General features: G+C 71.1%; 15 protein-coding genes. 5 read left to right on the plus strand and 10 right to left on the minus strand.

Annotation, left to right across the window (positions count from 1 at the left end):
- Window positions 1–182, minus strand: a 182-nt coding sequence (locus TR48_RS43275) for a hypothetical protein (protein WP_161789844.1), incomplete at its 3' end; no start/stop codon positions are given.
- 291 nt (window positions 183–473) lie between these two features.
- Between TR48_RS43275 and TR48_RS16755 the strand changes: the two genes are divergently transcribed.
- Complete coding sequence (locus TR48_RS16755) at window positions 474–1,751, plus strand: alpha/beta hydrolase-fold protein (protein WP_052442722.1); 1,278 nt, start codon at window positions 474–476, stop codon at window positions 1,749–1,751.
- A gap of 38 nt (window positions 1,752–1,789) precedes the next feature.
- Here TR48_RS16755 and TR48_RS16760 read toward each other — a convergent pair whose 3' ends face one another.
- Window positions 1,790–2,701: a PAC2 family protein gene (locus TR48_RS16760; RefSeq protein ID WP_042367858.1), complete on the minus strand. Its 912-nt coding sequence runs from the start codon at window positions 2,699–2,701 to the stop codon at window positions 1,790–1,792.
- 455 nt (window positions 2,702–3,156) lie between these two features.
- On the opposite strand from TR48_RS16760, the gene TR48_RS16765 reads away from it, so the two are divergent.
- On the plus strand, window positions 3,157–3,843 hold the full coding sequence (locus TR48_RS16765) for a GNAT family N-acetyltransferase (protein ID WP_042367860.1): 687 nt from the start codon (window positions 3,157–3,159) through the stop codon (window positions 3,841–3,843).
- Between the two features lie 93 nt (window positions 3,844–3,936).
- On the opposite strand, the gene TR48_RS16770 is transcribed toward TR48_RS16765, so the two are convergent.
- From TR48_RS16770 to TR48_RS16790, 5 genes are all read right to left on the minus strand, one after another.
- Window positions 3,937–4,368 (minus strand): hypothetical protein, encoded by a 432-nt coding sequence (locus TR48_RS16770; RefSeq protein WP_042367862.1) that lies wholly within the window; start codon window positions 4,366–4,368, stop codon window positions 3,937–3,939.
- A 72-nt stretch (window positions 4,369–4,440) separates the two neighbouring features.
- Window positions 4,441–5,412 (minus strand): hypothetical protein, encoded by a 972-nt coding sequence (locus TR48_RS46355; RefSeq protein WP_152628006.1) that lies wholly within the window; start codon window positions 5,410–5,412, stop codon window positions 4,441–4,443.
- Between the two features lie 391 nt (window positions 5,413–5,803).
- The gene (gene ppdK, locus TR48_RS16780; protein ID WP_042367864.1) at window positions 5,804–8,554 is read right to left on the minus strand and encodes a pyruvate, phosphate dikinase; all 2,751 of its coding nucleotides are present in this window, start codon (window positions 8,552–8,554) and stop codon (window positions 5,804–5,806) included.
- A 434-nt stretch (window positions 8,555–8,988) separates the two neighbouring features.
- A complete protein-coding gene (gene dusB / locus TR48_RS16785; protein WP_042367866.1) occupies window positions 8,989–10,143 on the minus strand; it encodes a tRNA dihydrouridine synthase DusB in 1,155 nt (384 codons plus the stop codon).
- A gap of 38 nt (window positions 10,144–10,181) precedes the next feature.
- Window positions 10,182–11,063 carry a helix-turn-helix transcriptional regulator gene (locus TR48_RS16790; protein WP_042367868.1) on the minus strand — a complete coding sequence of 294 codons (882 nt, stop codon included), beginning with the start codon at window positions 11,061–11,063 and terminating at the stop codon, window positions 10,182–10,184.
- A 276-nt stretch (window positions 11,064–11,339) separates the two neighbouring features.
- Between TR48_RS16790 and TR48_RS16795 the strand changes: the two genes are divergently transcribed.
- Window positions 11,340–12,665, plus strand: coding sequence for an MFS transporter (locus tag TR48_RS16795; protein WP_236652185.1), 1,326 nt, complete (start codon window positions 11,340–11,342; stop codon window positions 12,663–12,665).
- Window positions 12,666–12,719: 54 nt separating this feature from the next.
- A complete protein-coding gene (gene ybiA, locus TR48_RS16800) occupies window positions 12,720–13,313 on the plus strand; it encodes a riboflavin biosynthesis intermediates N-glycosidase (RefSeq protein ID WP_042367871.1) in 594 nt (197 codons plus the stop codon).
- Here the strand turns inward: ybiA and TR48_RS38935 are convergent.
- Genes TR48_RS38935 through TR48_RS16815 form a run of 3 tightly spaced genes read right to left on the minus strand, consistent with a single transcriptional unit; the run spans window position 13,304 to window position 16,035 of the window.
- Window positions 13,304–14,086, minus strand: a complete 783-nt coding sequence (locus tag TR48_RS38935; protein ID WP_052442724.1) for a DUF4097 family beta strand repeat-containing protein — start codon at window positions 14,084–14,086, stop codon at window positions 13,304–13,306. The two genes, ybiA and TR48_RS38935, sit on opposite strands and share 10 nt — an antisense overlap.
- A gap of 36 nt (window positions 14,087–14,122) precedes the next feature.
- Window positions 14,123–14,764: a response regulator gene (locus TR48_RS16810; RefSeq protein WP_042367874.1), complete on the minus strand. Its 642-nt coding sequence runs from the start codon at window positions 14,762–14,764 to the stop codon at window positions 14,123–14,125.
- Window positions 14,752–16,035 carry a sensor histidine kinase gene (locus TR48_RS16815; protein ID WP_042367876.1) on the minus strand — a complete coding sequence of 428 codons (1,284 nt, stop codon included), beginning with the start codon at window positions 16,033–16,035 and terminating at the stop codon, window positions 14,752–14,754. The genes TR48_RS16810 and TR48_RS16815 overlap by 13 nt, the downstream gene beginning before the upstream one ends.
- A 165-nt stretch (window positions 16,036–16,200) precedes the next feature.
- On the opposite strand from TR48_RS16815, the gene TR48_RS16820 reads away from it, so the two are divergent.
- Entirely contained in the window at window positions 16,201–16,629 is a 429-nt protein-coding gene (locus TR48_RS16820) for a hypothetical protein (RefSeq protein ID WP_042367878.1), read from the plus strand.
- The last annotated feature ends 190 nt before the right edge of the window (window positions 16,630–16,819 follow it).

A 16,819-nucleotide genomic window follows, 5' to 3' on the forward strand; every position in this document is an offset into this window, starting at 1 on the left:
GGGCCGACCGGGCCCGTCGGCAGCGCGCGTCGCCCCGCCCCGCCGGCGGAGGACACGGCCGTGGGGCCCTCGTCGGTCGAGCCCGAGCCGGAGGCCCCGTTCACGACCACGAGGGCGAAACAGACCGCGAAGGCCAGCAGGCCGAAAGCGCGAGTGGCGCTGCGCAGCTGGGCTCTGGTCATTTCGCCGATGATAGGCAGGCGGACACGGGTCCTGTCGAGAGTGCGGACGCTGCGGACGCCAGGGCTTTCGTGTGTCGCGTCGGTCACACCGTCGTCGGTCACGCGGCCCCTTCCCTTGCTCACAAGGTCACAGGATGCCTCACCCGTGCGACAGTTCTGTCACGAACCGCCCCGAAGCGTCGGGTAAGAGACTTTCGCTCACCCAGCCCGGCTAACGTTCACGGCGGTGGGACGGTGCTGAAGGGCTCGGACCTCCCGATGTCCGTCCAGCAGTGAAGAGAGAACGGGACAGTGAGCCTCACCGGCGCCGCCTTCTTCTACACCCTGATCGCGGCGACGATCGTCGCCGTCGTGGTGACCATGGTCGCCTGGGGTGCCGTTCGTGGTCCCAAGTTCCTCCGGGGGTTCGTGCGGCTGAGTCTGATCGGTCTCTGCCAGCTCACCGCGATCGCGGTGGTGGCGGTGTGGATCAACAACGCCAACGGCCTCTACTCCTCCTGGGGCGACCTGTTCGGCCAGCAGGACAACGCCGGCGTGGGCCTGACCACCGGCACCACCGCCAGCGCTCAGGCGGCCTCCTTCACCGGCGGCCCCAACGGCTTCCAGCGCACCGTCCTGCACGGCCAGGCCTCCGGCCTGACGGGCGAGGTCCTGGTGTGGACGCCGCCGCAGTACAGCGATCCGGAGTACCGCAACTACTCCTTCCCGGTCATCGAGCTGCTACACGGCTACCCGGGCTCCCCGGAGACGTGGCTCAAGGGCGGCGGCATGCCGGGTCCGCTCCTCCAGATGATGAACAACGGCAAGATGAAGCCCGCGATCGTCGTCGTCCCGCGGATCAACCCCAACGGCATCAACACCGACTGCACGGACGTCGGCAACATCCGCAACGGCACCTGGCTCGACACCGACGTGCCGAACCTGGTGAAGAAGGACTTCCGCGTCCTCGGTGACGCCCGCGGCTGGGGCCTGCTCGGCGACTCGACCGGCGGCTACTGCGCGACGAAGCTGGTCCTCGCGCACCCCGACCGCTTCGGCGCGGCGGTCGCGCTCAGCCCGGACGACTTCCGCGGTGACCCGACGACGGTGCGCGACAAGACGGTCCTGGCGGCGCAGAACCCGCTGGCGCTGATCAAGAAGGCCGGCCCCCAGGCGAACGTCTCGATCCTGGTCGCCACCACGGCCCACGACCACTACAGCACCCCCGCGAACGCGCAGGCGCTGCAGGCGGCGGCGAAGTTCCCGGTCACCGTCGAGCAGCCGATCGTGCTCAAGGACGGCGGCCACAACTGGGGCACCTGGGCGTCGCTCTTCCCGGTCGTCTTCCCGTGGCTGAGCCAGCAGCTGGACGCTCCGCAGCTGGTCCAGCCGGCCGCCCCCACCCCGGCCCCGAAGGGCGCCCAGAACCCCGGCGGCCCGGCGGCGAACGCCGGAGCCAAGCCGTCCGGGAAGCCGACGGCCGCTCCGTCCGGCAAGCCGTCGGCCAGCCCCTCCGCGAAGCCGTCCGTCCAGCCCGCTCCGGGGCTGGCCCTCAACGGCCCGGTGGTCCCCACCCACACGCACAGCTGAGACGTCGGCCGGGCACGGACGCCCCGGGCAGGGGCGCCTTAGTCCGTGTCGCCCTGCTCCGCCAGGAACTCCTCGAAGGCCCGACCGAGTTCGTCCGCCGAGGGGAGGTCGACCGGTTCGGCCATGAGGTTCTCGCGGTCGGCGGCGCCCGCCACCGCGTCGTACTGCTGCTCCAGCCCCTGGATCGCGGTGCGCAGGTCCGCGTCGCCCTCGGCGATCTGCCGGTCGACGTCCTCACGCACCTCGTCCATCCGGCCGCGCAGGCCGGTGCCGGGCAGCACCAGGCCGGTGGCCGACTGGATGGCCTCCAGGACCGCCACGGCGGCGTGCGGGTAGGGGGTGCGCGCCAGGTAGTGCGGGACGTGCGCGGCGAAGCCCAGGACGTCGTGACCCGCCTCGTCGAGGCGGTACTCCAGCATGCCCCCGGCGCTGCCCGGCACCTGGACCTGCTCGAACCAGCGCGGGTGCGCGCCGATCAGGTCCTTGCGGTTGCCGTGCGGGGTCATCCCCGTCGGCCGGGTGTGCGGGACGCCCATGGGGACGCCGTGGAAGGTCACCGAGAGCCGCACGCCGAGCCGCTCCACCACCTGGACCACGGCCGCGGCGAAGCGCTCCCACTCCACGTCCGGCTCCGGGCCGGACAGCACCAGGAAAGGCGCGCCGACGGCGTCGTGCACGAGATACAGGTCCAGGGCCGGGGCCGCGTAGGAGGCCCAGTGGTCGCGGTCGAAGAGCATCGTGGGGCGACGGGCGCGGTAGTCGACCAGCCGGTCGGCGTCGAATCGGGCGATCAGCCTGCGCTCGGGATCCTCCAGAAGTTCGGCGACGATCTGCTCACCGGTCTCACCGGCGTCCATGAAGCCGTCGAAGAAGTGCAGCAGGATGGAGGCGTCCGCGGCCAGCTCCTCCGCGTCCGGCTCGAACGCGTACAGCCCCTCGGGTTCCAGCACCTGGATCCCACTCCCGTCCTCTGGCTGTCGAAACAGCATCCATTACCCTGGTTCCAGCATCCCGGAACCAGGGTTCATTCCCCAATTCGGAGTGCGAACCGCGGCCATGCGCCCCGGAGACACGCCGTGCACGACGGTTTTGCGCGGCTGGGGTGACTTAACCCCTCCGGGCGGGTATGGTCCTCTCGCTGCACTCCACTCTGGCACCGCGTAGGCTGCGTGGAGATCGCCGCACAACCCCTCGCAGCACCTTTTGCAGGACCCCCGCATCGCACCTTGCCTTCACCTGGCCGCCCGCTGTCCTTCGCGCTCTCGTTCCCGCCTCGGCCATCTTTCGGACACACACTGTCCCCTCGCTCCCCGCACGCCTCACGGCGAACGCGATCCGTTGCCGTACCCACGGCCGCTGGGGAGCAACTTTCCCGACCCCACCCCGCCGAAGGACATAAGGCCAAGTGCCCGTACCCGTCTTCCTCTGCGGCCGCACCGTGCGGCTGGAGCCGCTCACCGAGCGACACATCGAGGCCCTTGCCGCGGCCGCGGCAGAGGACCGAAGCAGCTATGCGTTCACGCCCGTGCCGCACGGCATCGAGGCGACGGAACGTTACGTCAGCGACGCGCTGGCCGCGCAGGCGGCGGGCCGCGCACTTCCCTTCGCCACGGTCAGAACGAGCGACGGCCTGGTGGTGGGGTCGACCCGGTTCACGGAGCTGGACTACTGGCAGGGCCCGGTCATCTGGCCGCCGGCCCCCCGGGGCCCCGTGGGCGATCCTCTGACCGCGATCCCCGACGCGACGGAGATCGGCGCGACGTGGCTCTCGGCCCGGGCCCAGGGCACCGGGATCAACACCGAGGCGAAGCTCCTGATGCTGCGTCACGCCTTCGAGACGTGGGGCGTCCGCCGGATCTCCATGCGCGCCGACGCCCGCAACGTGCGCTCGCGCGCGGCGATCGAGCGGCTGGGCGCGGTGCTGGACGGCGTGCACCGCATGCACACCCGCGGCCTGGACGGCATCGTGCGCAGCACGGCGTTCTACTCCATCCTCGACGAGGAATGGCCCAACGTCCGCTCCGGCCTCGAACAACGCGTCGCCATCGGCCCCACCCACCACGTCGCCGCGAGGCCGCTGATCTCCGCGTAGGACCAGGCACCCTCCCGCGGGCGCGGCTCCGCCGCGTGGGCGCGACCCCGGTCGGGGTTGCTCCCCCGGGCAGTCGCAGCCCGCCAGGGGCGACTAACCCTTGACGACGATGGTGACCTTCCAGGTCTTGCCCGACGGGGCCGCGCTGGAGAGGACCGAGGTGCCGTCGGTGGTGCCGACGAACATGGCCGGGGTCACGCCGAGGGGCGCGGTCATGACGCCGGTGTTCGCCGGGGCGAGGATCGCGCCGGTTGCCTGGACCGGCTGCCAGGTGTCGCCGCTCTGCGCGGCGGTCAGGAATATGTCGACGCGCTGGCCGCGCGGCAGGCAGTACGCGCCGGACTGCTGCTGCGTCAGCTCCCCAGCGGAGTGCGGCAGCACCGGCTCCGGGAGCTTCGCGCAGGCGGGGAGAACCGTCGGGGAGGGGTCCGGCGCCGGCGCCGCCGCCGGGGTGGGGGCGCTGCTGCCGCACGCGGTCAGCAGGGCCACGGCCGCCAGGGGAAGCAGACGCAGGGCTCGGTTCACGGCAGGGCTCCTCGAAGACGGCCGTAGGCCGAGCCCTGGCAGGGCCGGCCTACGGCATCGGGTGACGCGATGTCAGTGCTGGTTGCTCGCGCTGGTGTAGGACACCACGCAGCCGCCGGCGCCGTTGTTGAAGTTGTTGCTCCACAGCGACTGCACGGCGAAGTTCGCGCCGTTCAGGCTGATGATCGACGACGCGCCCTGGCCGCTGGAGACCCAGGCGCACTTGTCGCCGGTCTCCGCGCCCGTGCTGTCCACCCAGCCGCTGCTCGGCGCCGGGTCCGTGAGCGTCTCGGCGTACTCGTGGCCGCCGACGATGGTGATGCCCTCGTCCGTGCCGTTCACACCCGACGAGCCCGTGGCGACGAAGTTCGCACCGCAGCCGGAACCGGCGTCGGTGATGTACGGCATGTTGGTGTAGGGCAGGTCCGCCCCGTTGCTCGCAGTGGTGTGGTCGTGCCAGGCGCAGTACTGCGTCTTGAAGCCCGAGGGCACCACGCCGTGCGGCAGGTCGACGATGACCTGGACGTTGTCGCCGGAGATCCCGAAGTGCGAGGCCGCCTTGACCGCCTCGGCGGCGATCTGCGCGTCGGTCGGACGGCTCGGGGCCTTGGCGGAGCTGTCCAGCCAGGTGCCGCCCAGCGGGCTCGAGGCCGGGTGGCCGACGGGGGTGCCGGCGCCGTTGCACTGGGTGGTGCCGGTCGCCACGCCCTGGCAGTACTGGGTCTGCGAGGTGAAGAAGGAGTCGCCGCTGCCGTAGGCGTGGGAGAAGAAGCTCTGCTGGAGCGCGACCTCACCCGACGGGTCGTTGGTGACGGTGGAGCCGGTGCCCCACTGGTTGCCCCAGTAGACGTAGTAGACGGTCGGGCTGGTGACGACGTTGCCACCGCCGTAGACGAGGTTGCCTGCGGTGCTGGCGGCGGCCGCCGCCTTGTGCGCGTTCATGTGGTGCGGGGCGAGCTCGGACGCGCCGGCCGGAGCGGCCATGGCGAAACCTGCGGCAGCCAGCGCGGTGGCGCAGCCGGCGACAAGTGCGGAACGAAGCACGGTGGTGCCCTTCTCGACAGAGGAGGAAGAACGGGAGGGCTGTGCAACGCCGCTGGCCAGGCGGCACCGTGGTGTCACCACGAGAGGTGGTGCGCTTGCGTTCCGAGACGTTAGGCGATGCGTCGCGCGTAGTTCAAGAGCGCGTAAGCGTCAGAGTGAACTCAGAGATTCCGGAAAGTGAAAAGCCCGGGTGGGAACGGACGCCTTTGTCCGTTCCCACCCGGGCGGGTTCCGTCGCGGCTACTCTGCGCCGAGCTCCGCGACGGAGCAGGTGCGGGCAGCGACCCCTGCCCCCTTGCATCAACTTCCGTCTTGGTCGGGGACGGTGTGACGATGGGAGGGGCTTGCCTCGCGCTGGCACCCGGCGAGGTGAAGACCGGGTGAGGGTTTGTCAGCGCGAGTCGCTGCCCGCCGTCTCGATGGCGGCGCGGCCTGCCTCCAGGCGCGCCACCGGGATCCGGAAGGGCGAGCAGGACACGTAGTCCAGACCGACCTCGTGGAAGAAGTGGACCGAGTCCGGATCGCCGCCGTGCTCGCCGCAGACGCCGAGCTTGAGGTCGGGGCGGGTCTTGCGGCCCTCGATGGCGGCGTTCTTGACCAGCGCGCCGACGCCGTCGCGGTCGATGGTCTCGAACGGGGAGACCCCGAAGATGCCCTTCTCCAGGTAGGCGGTGAAGAAGCTGGCCTCGACGTCGTCGCGGCTGAAGCCCCACACCGTCTGGGTCAGGTCGTTGGTGCCGAAGGAGAAGAACTCGGCGGCCTCGGCGATCTGACCGGCGGTCACCGCGGCGCGCGGCAGCTCGATCATCGTGCCGAGCGCGATCTTCAGGTCGACGCCGGTCCGCTCGGAGACGTCGGCCAGGACCTTCTCGGCCTCGTCGCGGACGATCTCCAGCTCCTGGACGGTGCCCACCAGCGGGATCATGATCTCGGCGCGCGGGTCGCCGCCGGCCAGCCTGCGCTCGGCCGCGGCCTCGGCGATCGCCCGGACCTGCATGGCGAACAGGCCGGGGATGACCAGGCCGAGGCGGACGCCGCGCAGACCCAGCATCGGGTTCTGCTCGTGCAGGCGGTGGACCGCCTGGAGCAGCCGCAGGTCGTTCTCGTTCGGGTCCTTGCGGGCCTCGGCCAGCGCCACGCGCACCGACAGCTCGGTGATGTCCGGCAGGAACTCGTGCAGCGGCGGGTCCAGCAGGCGGACGGTGACCGGCAGGCCGTCCATGGCCGTGAAGAGCTCGACGAAGTCGGTCTTCTGCAGCGGCAGCAGGACGGAGAGCGCGGCCTCGCGGTCGGCGTCGTTGTCGGCCAGGATCAGCCGCTCGACCTCCTTGCGGCGCTCCTCGCCGAGGAACATGTGCTCGGTGCGGCACAGGCCGATGCCCTGGGCGCCGTAGCGGCGGGCGCGGCTCGCGTCCTCGGAGTTGTCGGCGTTGGCGCGCACCCGCAGGCGGCGGACCGAGTCGGCGTGGGAGATGATCCGGTGGACCGCCTTGACCAGGCCGCCCTCCTCGTCGGCGCCGGCGTGCAGGGTGCCCTCGAAGTACTCGACGACGGGGCTCGGTACGACCGGTACCTCGCCGAGGTAGACCTTGCCGGTGGAGCCGTCGATCGAGATGAGGTCGCCCTCCTCGATGACTCGGCCGTCGGCGGTGGTGAACCGGCGCTTCTTGGTGTCGACCTCGAGCTCCTCGGCGCCGCAGACACAGGTCTTGCCCATGCCGCGGGCGACGACGGCGGCGTGCGAGGTCTTGCCGCCGCGCGAGGTGAGGATGCCCTGGGCGGCGATCATGCCGTCGAGGTCGTCCGGGTTGGTCTCGCGGCGGACCAGGATGACCTTCTCGCCGGAGCGGGACCACTTGACGGCGGTGTAGGAGTCGAACACGGCCTTGCCGACCGCGGCGCCCGGCGAGGCGGCGATGCCGCGGCCGATCCGCTCGACCTTGGTGTTCTCGTCGAAGCGCGGGAACATCAGCTGGGCGAGCTGCGAGCCGTTGACGCGGTGCAGCGCCTCGTCCAGGTCGATCAGGCCCTGGTCGACCAGCTGGACGGCGATGCGGAAGGCGGCGGCCGCGGTGCGCTTGCCGACACGGGTCTGCAGCATCCAGAGCTTGCCGCGCTCGATGGTGAACTCGATGTCGCACAGGTCCCGGTAGTGGTTCTCCAGGATCTGCATGATGTTCATGAGCTCGTCGTAGGACTTCTTGTCCAGCTGCTCGAGCTCGGCCAGCGGCACGGTGTTGCGGATGCCGGCGACGACGTCCTCGCCCTGGGCGTTGGACAGGTAGTCGCCGTAGACGCCCTGGTGGCCGGAGGCGGGGTCGCGGGTGAAGGCGACGCCGGTGCCGGAGTCCTCGCCCAGGTTGCCGAAGACCATGGAGCAGACGTTGACCGCGGTGGCCAGGTCGTGCGGGATGCGCTCCTGACGGCGGTACAGCTTGGCGCGCTCGCTGTTCCAGGAGTCGAACACAGCGTGGACGGCCAGGTCCAGCTGCTCGCGCGGGTCCTGCGGGAACTCACGGCCGGCGTGGTCCTTGACGATCTTCTTGAACGTCTTGACCAGGGCCTTGAGGTCCGCGGCGTCCAGGTCGAGGTCGTTGATCGTGCCCTTGGCGCGCTTGGCCTCGTCCAGGGCCTCCTCGAAGAGCTCGCCCTCGACGCCCAGCACGGTCTTGCCGAACATCTGGACCAGGCGGCGGTAGGAGTCCCAGGCGAAGCGCTCGTTGCCGGCCTGCTTGGCCAGGCCCTTGACCGAGGCGTCGGACAGGCCGATGTTCAGGACGGTGTCCATCATGCCGGGCATGGAGAACTTGGCGCCGGAACGGACCGAGACCAGCAGCGGGTCGGCGGCGTCGCCGAGCTTCTTGGCCATGTGGGTCTCGAGGGCGGCGAGGTGCGCACTCACCTCGTCGCGCAGGGAGGCCGGCTCGCTGCCGGTCTCCAGGTAGACCTTGCAGGCCTCGGTGGTGATGGTGAATCCCGGAGGGACGGGGAGCCCGAGGTTGGTCATCTCGGCGAGGTTCGCGCCCTTGCCGCCGAGAAGGTCCTTGAGGTCCTTGTTGCCTTCAGTGAAGTCGAAGACGAACTTTTCCTGAGTGGCCACGAGCCTCTCCTGCCGCACGGTTGCCCTGATGCCGGAGAACATACCCAGATCGAAGGCACTTGGCTGCCCCAGATGGGCCGTCAGAGGCCGGAACTGACGGGTAACCCGCGAGATCGCATGCCCGGAAACGGGCTTTGCCTGCGAAAGTAAAATCGTCGCCCTGACGCTAGCTCGCCTTCACCTGTTGAACTCAGGGAAACGCCGATCTCATACGAGCGCAACCGGACAACCTCGGAATGTGACACTCCGGCATCCTTGCCTTGATCCTTTGGAGGCAAGGACCGGTCGCCGTGTTCGACCTCGTTCGGGAAGCATTTCACACCCCGCCCCACCTGCAGTTTTACGTCCAACTGACGCAAAGTGACGACAAATGTGGCCGGGGTCACGCCGCAGAAGGGGCCGCGTCTCACCCCTCGTACGTATCCCGTCTCACCATGCGTCGCCAACCGTCCACGTTCCGTTGCGGAGAGCGGCGTTCACCCGCCGGAGGTGTCGAGCTCCGCGTCGGCGGAGGGGACCGCACAGTCGTACGGGTCGTCGAGCCAGCCCTCGGGAAGGACCACTCGGTGGGCGCCGGAGGTGCGACCGCGCGGGCCGTCGGCGCTGACCGGCCACGGCTGGTCCGGGTCGATCCGGGAGAGCAGCTCCTCCAGCTCGGTCAGCGACGAGGCGGTGGCCAGGCCGTTGCGCAGCTCCGAGCCGACGGAGAAGCCCTTGGTGTACCAGGCCACGTGCTTGCGGAAGTCGATGACGCCGCGCTTCTCGTCCCCGATCCACTCCCCCAGCAGCTCCGCGTGGCGGACCATCGTCTTCGCCACGTAGCCGAAGTCGGGGCGGGCGTAGTCGACCTCGCCCTCGAAGACGGAGACCAGCTCCTTGAACAGCCACGGACGGCCCAGGCAGCCGCGGCCGACGACCACGCCGTCGCAGCCGGTCTCGCGGACCATGCGGGCCGCGTCGTCCGCGGACCAGATGTCGCCGTTGCCCAGCACCGGCACGTGCGCCGGCACGGCCTCGCGCAGGCGGGCGATGGCGGACCAGTCGGCCTCGCCGCTGTAGTGCTGGATGGCGGTGCGCCCGTGCAGGGCGATCGCGGCCACGCCCTCCTCCGCGCCGATCCGGCCGGCGTCGAGGTAGGTGATGTGGTCGTCGTCGATGCCGATGCGCATCTTCATGGTCACCGGCAGGTCGCCCGCGTTGCCGACGGCCTGGCGCAGGATCTCGCGCAGCAGGTTGCGCTTGTAGGGGAGGGCCGAGCCGCCGCCCTTGCGGGTGACCTTGGGGACCGGGCAGCCGAAGTTCAGGTCGATGTGGTCGGCCAGGTCCTCCTCGGCGATCATCTTCGCCGCGCGGCCGACGGTCTCCGGATCCACTCCGTAGAGCTGGATGGAGCGGGGCTGCTCGCTCGGGTCGAAGTGGATCAGGTTCATGGTCTTGGCGTTGCGCTCGACCAGCGCCCGAGTGGTGATCATCTCCGAGACGAACAGACCCTTGCCGCCGCTCTGCTCCCGGCACAGGGTGCGGAACGGCGCATTGGTGATCCCGGCCATCGGGGCCAGCACGACGGGCGGCCACACCGTGAGCGCGGAGCCGAGGCGCAGCGGCGCGGTGGTGGTGACGTCGGTGCTCATCGAGGATCCTTCGCTCGGTCCGGCAGCGGGCAGAACCCCTATTGTCCCATTGCCGCCAGTTGCTCCATGCGCGCCCTGGTCACCGGGTCCGCCGGCACGTAGGTGGTCATCCGGTAGCCGGGCCGCGGACCGAGCCAGAGGTTGGTGTACTCGAAGTTCAGCAGGCCGACCTCGCTGTTGAGGAAGCGCTTGGTGCCCTCGGAGGTGCCGGTGACGTCGTGGTGCTCCCACGCCTCGGCGAACTCCGGCGAGGCCAGCAGCAGCCGCTTGAGCAGCGACTTGTACTTGGGCTCGGCCACGTGCTCGGCGAGCGCGACGCGGAACTTGGCCGTCATGCCGCGCGCCGCCGTCTCCCAGTCGACGAGCAGCTCACGCCAGCTCGGCTCGGTGAACGCGAGCCACAAGATGTTGCGCTGCTCGGCGTCGTAGCGTTCCAGGCCGCCGAGGAGCCGGGAGTAGACGTCGTTGTGGCCGATGATGTCGAAGCGGGCGTTGAGCACGACCGCGGGCATCGGCGAGAGCTGGTCGAGCACCGCGCGCACCGGCGGGGTGACCACCGGGCAGGACTTGGGCCCGCCGGTCGGGTCGGGGACGCCGGCCAGCGCGAACAGGTGCTGCCGCTCGACCTGGTCCAGCAGCAGGCCACGCGCGATCGCGTCGAGCACCTGGGTGGAGACCTGGATGTCGCGGGCCTGCTCCAGCCACGTGTACCAGGTGACGCCGACGGCGGCGAGCTGCGCGACCTCCTCGCGGCGCAGCCCCGGCGTGCGGCGGCGGCCGATGCTGGGCAGCCCGACCTGCTCGGGCGAGATGCGCTCACGGCGGCTGCGCAGGAACGCACCGAGCTCTTGGCGCCGCAGCTGGTCGGGCTTGCCGAGCGGCGGGACGAGTTCGAGGCTGGACGCGGGTGCGGTGGTCATGTATTCCAGGATGCAACTGATTTCATCCCGTTGCCAGGTAGTCCGAGTACCAGGATAAGCAGACCCTGGTACCAGGCTACAGACCGGCGGACAGTAGTGGACGTGACGATCCACACCCCACCTCAGCAGACTGCCGGGACACCCACCCGGGCCACCGTGCTCCCGCGTGTCATCCGGCTCGGCGGCGCCGCCCCGGCCGCCGCCCCCGCCTCCAGCGGTTCCGGCCGACTCAGCACCCTGGGCCTGGTCACCGTCCTGCTCGGCGCGTTCCTGCCGATGCTCGACTTCTTCATCGTCAACGTCGCCCTGCCCACCATCGACCGGGACCTGAAGGCCGGCCCCGCGACGCTCGAGCTCTTCGTCGCCGGATACGGCATCGCCTACGCGGTGCTGCTGGTGCTCGGCGGCCGGCTCGGCGACCTCTACGGGCGCAAGAAGCTGTTCGTCGCCGGCGCGCTGCTCTTCGGCCTCACCTCCGCGGCCTGCGGCTTCGCCCCGACCGCGCTGGTGCTCGTGGCCGCCCGCGTCGCGCAGGGCGCCTCGGCCGCGCTGATGCTGCCGCAGGCGCTGGCCACCATCCAGGCCGCCACCGAGGGCGAGCGCCGGGCCAAGGCCATGGGCGTCTACGGCGCCGTCGGCGGCATCGCCGTCGTCATCGGCCAGGTGCTCGGCGGCGTGCTGCTCTCGGCGAACCTCTTCGGCACCGGCTGGCGGTTCATCTTCCTGGTCAACGTGCCGGTCGCGCTGGTCGCCGTGGTCCTCGCGCTGCGCACCGTCCCCGAGACCCGCTCCGCCAACCCGGCCCGCGTCGACGTGCCCGGCACCCTGCTGCTGGCCGCCTCGCTGCTGGCCCTGCTGGTCCCGCTGATGGAGGGCCGTTCGCTCGGCTGGCCCGTCTGGACCTGGGTGCTGCTGGCGCTCTTCCCCTTCCTGCTCACCGCCTTCGTCGTCGTCGAGCGGCGCGGCGAGCGGGCCGGCGGGGTCCCGCTCATCCCGATCTCGCTGCTCCGGCTGCGCGGGCTCAAGGTGGGTCTGACCATGGCCGTGCCGTTCTTCGCGGGCTTCGGCGGCTTCATGATGGTGATGGCCGTCGCGCTCCAGGTCGGCCTGCACGAGGGGCCGATCGCCTCCGGCTTCGCGATGGTGCCGATGGCCGCGGGCTTCTTCGCCGCCTCGCTCGCCGGTCCGCGCCTGCTGGCCCGCTTCGGCTCCCGCGTCATCGTCACCGGCGCCGTCATCCAGGCGATCGGCCTCGGCGTGCTCGCGCTGACCGTCGCGAACGACTGGTCCGGCATCAGCCCCTGGGTGCTGCTGCCCGGCATGGTCATCGCCGGCACCGGCCAGGGCCTGGTCATGCCGCCGCTCATCCGCCTGGTGCTGAGCCAGATCCCGGTCGAGCGCGCGGGCGTCGGCGGCGGCATCCTCGCCACCACCCAGCAGTCCTCCCTGGCCCTGGGCGTCGCCACCCTCGGCACGCTCTTCCTCTCCCTCTCCCCCTCGATGGGCATGCGGGACGCGCTGACCCTGGTGCTGGCCCTCCAGTTCGCCGCGACCTTCCTGGTCGTCGCCCTGTCGACGCGGCTGCCGCGCTCGGTCGGGTGAGGGCTGTGGATAACGCGTGGCAGGTTGTCGGTGCCGACTGCCAGGATCACGGGCATGACGCAGAACGACATCACCACCCACGATCACCCGGCTGGAGCCCGTAGCCGGGATGAGCTGGCCGCCCTCGTGGCGGCCGGCGCCCGTCCCAAGTGGCTGATGTTCTGGGGGCATCAGCCACAGCCGGACGGTTCGGTGGGCCAGGGGGCGCTGAGCCAGTGGTGGCCCTGCCGGTTCACCATCGACGGTGTGGAGTACGCCAGCGCCGAGCACTGGATGATGGCGGCCAAGGCCCGGCTCTTCGGCGACGAGGCGTCGGTGCCGCTGATACGCGCGGCCCGCACCCCGGCCGAGGCCAAGGTTCTGGGGCGCAAGGTCTCCGGCTTCGACGAGGAGCGCTGGGCGGCCGAGCGGTTCGAGCTGGTGGTCCAGGGCAACGTGGCCAAGTTCGGGCAGGAGCCGGCACTGCGCCAGTACCTCCTCGGCACCGGCCGCCGCGTCCTCGTCGAGGCCAGCCCGCTCGACCGCGTCTGGGGCATCGGCCTCGGCGCGGCCAACGACGCCGCCACCGACCCCCGCCGCTGGCGCGGCCTCAACCTGCTCGGCTTCGCCCTGATGGAGGCCCGCGACCGGCTCGGCGCTCAGCGGTAGTTCACGTCGGCCTCCCCGCTGGTCACCGACACGGTGATCGTCGCGCTCGCGGTGGGCGAGGAGAGGCCCGCCGCGACATCGGTGTTGCCGCTGATGGCGGAGGCCGTGACCCGGTACTGCTGGCCCCTCGGCACCGACACGGAGGCCTGGCCCGAGGAGACGGCCGCCGTGACGGTGGCGGGCGGCAGGGCGAAGTCGAGGCCGATCCGCCCCGAGCCGGCCTTGGCGACGACCTGGGGGCTGCCCAGGTCCGAGCCGCTGATCTGGCCGGACCCGACCCGGGCGGCCACGGTACCGCTGACGTGTTCGAGATCGATCTCGCCGGAGCCCGCCTGGGCGTCGACCGGGCCGGTCATGGCGGTGACGGTCAGCTGCCCTGAGCCGTCGACGGCCTTGATCGGAGTCGCGGCCGGGACGGCGATGTCCAGACGGATGTCGCAGCTGCTTCCGACGAGGAGCATGCCGTAGGCACAGCTCGCGTCGACGTGGAGGGTGCCGCTGCCCCGGTCCAGCCACTCGTTCACCGTCGGCCGGGAGAAGACCCAGCTCAGGTTCTGCGTCACGGACGCACTGCTGTCCGTCGTGGGGAAGACCTGCACCGTGCCCGGGCCGGTGTCCAACTCCACGGACTTGACCTCGGCGGCCCGGTAACGCGTCTGCCCCGTGTGGTGCTCCCGCAGCAGCCACGCCACCAGTCCGCTGACGGACACCGCCGCCACCACGACGACGACCGCCGCGGACAACACCCACCACACCGTCTTCTGCCTGTTCATCGGTCCCCCTCCGGTTGTCGTCACTCGGCTGTCGCCCTAGGCGTCGAGGAAGCGCAGCACGGCCATGACGCGGCGGTGCTCGCCCTCGGCGGGCGGCAGGTCGAGCTTGGTGAAGATGCTGTTGATGTGCTTGGCCACCGCGCTCTCGCTGACCACCAGTTCACGCGCGATCGCCGCGTTCGAGCGCCCCTCCGCCATCAGGCCGAGCACCTCGCGCTCGCGCGGGGTCAGCAGGTCCAGCGGCCCGCTCTGGCGGCGCAGCAGCAGCTGCGAGACGACCTCGGGGTCCAGGGCGGTCCCGCCCGCCGCGACGCGCTCCAGCGCGTCGAGGAAGTCGTCGACGTTGCCCACCCGCTCCTTCAGCAGGTAGCCGACGCCCCGGTTGTCGCCGGTCAGCAGATCGGCGGCGTAGCGCTCCTCCACGTACTGCGACAGCAACAGCACGGCGATCTCAGGCCACTGACGGCGAATCAGCAGCGCGGCGCGCACGCCCTCGTCGGTGAGGCCCGGCGGCATCCGCACATCGGTGACCACGACGTCCGGGTGGTGCTCCTCGACGGCGGCGAGCAGTTCCTCCGCGTCGTTGACGGCGGCGGCGACCGTGTACCCGACGGCCTCCAGCACCTTGACCAGGCCCGCCCGGAGCAGGACGGAATCCTCGGCGATCACAGCGCGCACGGCAGCTCCACATGAAGAGTCGTCGGTCCCCCGAGGGGGCTGGTGATGCGCAGCGTCCCATCCACGGACGCCGCTCGTTGGCGCAGGCCCACAAGGCCGGTGCCCTTGGCCGGATCGGCTCCGCCCACACCGTCGTCGGTCACGGTGATGCGCAGAACCGCCCCCTTCTGGCCACGCTGCTGCGTGACGGAGACCTCCGCGCGCGAGGCACCGGCGTGCTTGGCGATGTTGGCCAGCGCCTCGGAGACGACGAAGTAGGCCACCGCTTCGACGGCCGGGGCGGCGCGCCCGTCCATCGTCACGTCGAGCCTCACCGGCAGCGGGGCGCGCGCGGCGATCCCGGAGAGGGCCGCGTCCAGGCCGCGGTCCTCAAGCACCACCGGGTGCAAGCCGCGGACCAGGTCGCGCAGTTCGGCGATGGCGGCCTGGGCCTCGTCGTGGGCCTCGACTATGACCTCCATGGCCCGCGCCGCCTGCTCCTCCGCGGGCAGGTCCCGCAGCAGGCGCTTGGCCAGCCCGAGGTTCATCGCGAGCGAGACCAGCCGCTGCTGGGCGCCGTCGTGCAGGTCCCGCTCGATCCGGCGGCGCTCGGCATCCGCCGCGTCGACGACCTCGGCGCGGCTCTCCGCCAGGTCCTCCACGCGCCGGGCGAGCTCTTTGGTCCGGTTCGGCCCGAGCAGCCCCGCCGCGGCACGGGTGTCGAGAACCCGCCCGAGCTGCGCCAGCCACGGCGCCAGCACCAGCCCGATCGCACCGAGCACGACCAGCCAGGTGACGCCGTGGTGATTGACGGTCAGCGCGAGGGCGTCGGGAACGCCGCCCGGAGCCGTGGGCGCCGGGCCGGCGGCCTCTTCGTCGGGCACCGCCCAGTACCAGGCCGGCAGCGACACCAGCGCCAGCCCGGCGGTGGCGACGAAGACGACCGCCATCGCGTACAGACTCACCGCGGCGTTCACCGGGAAGTGATACAGAAACTGTCGCCAGGTCGTCTCGACGGTGAGCAGTCGCCACCGTGGGCGGACCGGCGGCACGACCGGGATCTCCAATCCCAGCAACGAACGGAACCGACTGCGCTGAACCCGGGTCAGCCACGGGATCAGCACGAGGATCACCACGGGCGCGAACAGGAAGGAGCCGGGACTCGCGCCGACAAGCAGCACGAACCCCGGCAGCAACGCGGGCGGCACCGCCGAGGCCAGGAAGACGACGTCACGCACGCCTTGGCGCCCGTAGGGCGTGAGGGCGCGGCGCAACGTCCGCAGGATGGGCATGGGCCCAGGCTAGGGGCTCGTGATCAAGGTGCGCCATGAACCCTGAGACCGTCTCAGGGTGTATCCAGCACCACCACGGGAACGGCGACTGGCGCTACTGCGCGACGGCGACGGGTCCGGGAGTGTTGGATACCGCAGAGCAGGACGACGAGCGGGAGGGGAACGGTGAACGACACCGAACTCGGCGAATCGAGCGCGCTGGAGCTGGAGTTCCGCGGTCTCCCGTTGCTGGACACCCCGTGGTCCGTCCGCTTCGCCCGCGGCACGCGGGAGCGCAGGGCGCTGGAGATCTACAACAACGGCTTGCTGCTGGACGTGATGGTGGAGACCGCGATCTCCTCGCACGTGCTGCGGGGCGCGCGGCGCGGCGCGCGCGACGGGCGCAGATCCGTGCTGGCCTGGGGCTACGTCTGCGCCGACGGCACCGCGCCGACTCTCACTCTCGGCCGCACCGGCACACCCCTGCTCGACGCGATCACCACCCCGGGCGGCTTCTGGCTCGCCCTCGCGGACGGCGACGCGGACCGCGTGGTCGCTCACGCACCGGACGGTACCAAGTCGAAGCTCCGCGTCCGCGCCGGCTGGTCGCGCTAGCAGACGCCGCAAGCGTCAGGGACGCGGGGAACTGCGCGAGCAACCACCCTGTGCGGATGGCCCTGTTCGAGGAGGACCATCCGCATGCGGTGGCTTGTCGCGCCCACGCTGGGGTCGCCTCCCGGCCGAAGGCTGGAGGAGGAGCCGCACCGTGTCACATCCCCGCGCCCCTGGATCGTGGAACTACGTG

Source organism: Streptacidiphilus neutrinimicus, from assembly GCF_000787815.1.
GTDB classification, from domain to species: Bacteria; Actinomycetota; Actinomycetes; order Streptomycetales; family Streptomycetaceae; genus Streptacidiphilus; species Streptacidiphilus neutrinimicus.